Below are 2,886 nucleotides of genomic sequence, written 5' to 3' on the forward strand. Positions count from 1 at the left end.
ACCTTAAACTCGGATGAGTAACTTGTCCTTTTTGTGCTCATAAATACGCCCTCTGTTCATTTCACTTTCAACAATATATCGGAAATGAATTTCAAAAGATACTGTTTAAATTTCTTGGGGTATTATACATTACTACTTAAGCTCATTAAATTAGATAACTCTGCCTGATAAGCACTTAAAGCATTTGACGTATTTGCAAGGGGGTTACTCTCTAGTATATTGCTACTGAGCAAATTGGTTCCATCAGTAAGTAAATTGCCAATTTCTGGTAATTGCGCTTTAATCTCTGGTTGCTGCAAATCACTACAACAATTGATTTTACCAGCTAATGATTGCAGCATCGTGTTTGCTTGACCTAGTTTGTTAACACCCTGATTAAAAGGATTGTTAATATCATTTGCTAAATTGCTTACATTAGTATTGATTGCGTTATTTAAAGATTGAAACGCTGAACTTGCTTGATCAACTGTATTGACCTCTTGGTTAAGAGAATTGCTCAAATCACTTGCTAAATTATTTACAGTATCATTAACGTTATTACTTGAGCTTTGCGGTAAGGATACCGTGTTTGGGATCAATACTTTTTTGCTGCCAACAAGGCTTGAGGGCACCAGTGTAGCAAGTTGTGCACTCATTACCTTATTGCCAGCACTATCACTCATCTCTTTTAGCCCTTTGAGAACTTCACCTAGTTGAATATTTTTGGTTTTTGTCAACTGACGCAATTTGCTAACTGTTTTTGCTCTAATTACTGGGTTATCGTCTGCTACTTGTGTATCTTGTATTGGCTGTGTTTCTTCTGTTTTTTCGAGAGCCTTGGCAGTATTGTTGCTATCTGTTTGCTTAGGTAAATATTCCGATTCAGGAATAGACTGACCATACGCTTTTTTGTAATCTTCCTGAATATCATCTATTTGATATTGCGTTGATCTTAAGTCTAAAATATTCGACCTTAATGTCTTAACCTTCTCAAGATTGCCTGCTTTATATTCATTTTGAACAATGCGCTCAATGAGCTTATTTTGTTCATTAACCTTCTCTATAAGTGCAGATTTTGATTTCTTTAAAACATTGTACTTAGCATTATTTTTGTCCGTTACCGATGATAATTTTGTGGCTGATGATAATGAGGCAGTATGCTTAGATAGTTGTTGTATTTCAGATTGGGCTGATTTTACATTCTGTTGTTGCAATGCATCCAATGTACTATTTTGCTTGGAAAGTTGTGATTGTACTGCTGTAGTATGATTGTGTATTGATGACTCTAAAGGCTCACTTTGCTTATTTATTGCCATTGCATTACTTGCACCTGACTGCCCATTGTTTGCACTTGGCTTTTCTGTCAGCTTTTTTTCTAACTCAATATAAGACTTTATCTGATGCTGTAAAATGGTTGTATTTTTCCCAGCTTCTTCAAGGAGATTCTTTAAAGGTGCCTTCTTAGCATAACCACCAATTGTTTGCACATAACTAGAGAGTCCTTGATAACTTTCTTGCAAATGATGCATTGCAGGCGCTCTAACCTCTAAGTCATGGGCTTTTGCACAATCTTTAATAGCCTTGGCAACGCTTTTCTGGCGATTTGGAATTACATTTTCCGAACTATACTTGTCCTCAAAAGACTGATTAAATATTGCTGAATCCGGACATTGATAAAGCTTATCCGCAGAAAGAGCAGTCAGAAGCTTATCTTGATGAAAAAGCATTTTATAAGGCGTTTTGTCAATATCATGAAGGGGTGAGTCTGCCTCAAACTCATCATATGTTTTATATCGCTTCAAAAGCTCGCGCATTTGATCAGTAACATTGCCCACCACTTTCATATAATGCGCTCTCTAATTTATATCCACACTGGAGGCTGTTACATTCAAAATATGAGACTTACCAGAAACGGGTAACAGATAAGACCATCGCTCGGCATCAATCAATTCTTTATCCAAAAAATAAACACCCAGATATTTGCTATTTTGCTCTGGTGATATTGTAATCTTCTTTTCTTGTCCAGGGAAAACCTGATAACTTAAGAGCTTTTGATCTAACATTTGCTGATAGATATTGTCTTTAGTTTCAGCCATATAGTTCTTAACATCATCATTGATGTTAATAACCACATAAAAACTATGTCCAGAGTTAACATTTTTTCCAACAGAAATTGTCATAGTTTGCTCTGGCGCTTTATTATCAGGAATTTTATCTGAACTAAAAATTGAACACCCTGAAAGCAATGCAATACTACAAGCTAGAACAGGCAACTTAATAAACTTTATTGATCGATCTTTCATTGTATATCTCCAACTATATCGCATCTAAAAACATCTCTATTATCTAACAGATGCTACTGTTAAAAGTACCGTATTTATTCGGGATCCCTTGTAGAGAGCTAATTCTCTACAGCAATATTACTCAAATCATCTAAATCTAATTGATCCACTTTAAGTTCTTTGGCTAAGAAACCTGGAATTTGTCTTTGTAATTTCATTTGCAAAATTCGATTTCTTATTAGCATTCTTCTTGATGTAGTTTTATCTGAAGACTTCCTGCCAGGATAATCACCTGTCCCTAAAATAAAACTCAATACTTCGGCTTGAATTCTTAAAGCATTATTCATACAACAAATATTTGATAAAAGTTTTCTGGAATAGGTAACACTATTTCTAAACCATGATGAATTATTTTTCTCTATATAATCTCCTGCAGCCAATACAATAGCCTGCATCAAAGGCAACTGCCTTAAAATGTTTGGCTCAAGTAAATTATTGTATTCTACCCCAAAGTGTCAATACAGTTTTTTAAAAATTCTTATTCCTATACATGTCATGCAACCTGCAATGTTTTTTGCGCCTGACTTTTAAAGTCAATAGCACCTTCTTTGTACACGTTCATTGG

3 protein-coding genes are annotated in these 2,886 nt (G+C 34.9%); all 3 read right to left on the bottom strand.

The annotated features are described in order from the left end of the window. Positions 1-122: 122 nt before the first annotated feature. The 3 genes from DNJ75_RS14580 to DNJ75_RS14590 all read right to left on the bottom strand — a co-directional run bounded on the left by DNJ75_RS14580 (position 123) and on the right by DNJ75_RS14590 (position 2,716). Positions 123-1,823: a hypothetical protein gene (locus DNJ75_RS14580; protein WP_117004162.1), complete on the bottom strand. Its 1,701-nt coding sequence runs from the start codon at positions 1,821-1,823 to the stop codon at positions 123-125. 12 nt (positions 1,824-1,835) lie between these two features. Continuing rightward, entirely contained in the window at positions 1,836-2,282 is a 447-nt protein-coding gene (iglE, locus tag DNJ75_RS14585) for a type VI secretion system lipoprotein IglE (protein ID WP_157968390.1), read from the bottom strand. A 98-nt stretch (positions 2,283-2,380) separates the two neighbouring features. Next, on the bottom strand, positions 2,381-2,716 hold the full coding sequence (locus tag DNJ75_RS14590; RefSeq protein ID WP_117004164.1) for a hypothetical protein: 336 nt from the start codon (positions 2,714-2,716) through the stop codon (positions 2,381-2,383). Positions 2,717-2,886 lie beyond the last annotated feature (170 nt).

Origin of the sequence: Cysteiniphilum litorale (assembly GCF_003428165.1) — a bacterium.
Taxonomy (GTDB): Bacteria; Pseudomonadota; Gammaproteobacteria; order Francisellales; family Francisellaceae; genus Caedibacter; species Caedibacter litoralis.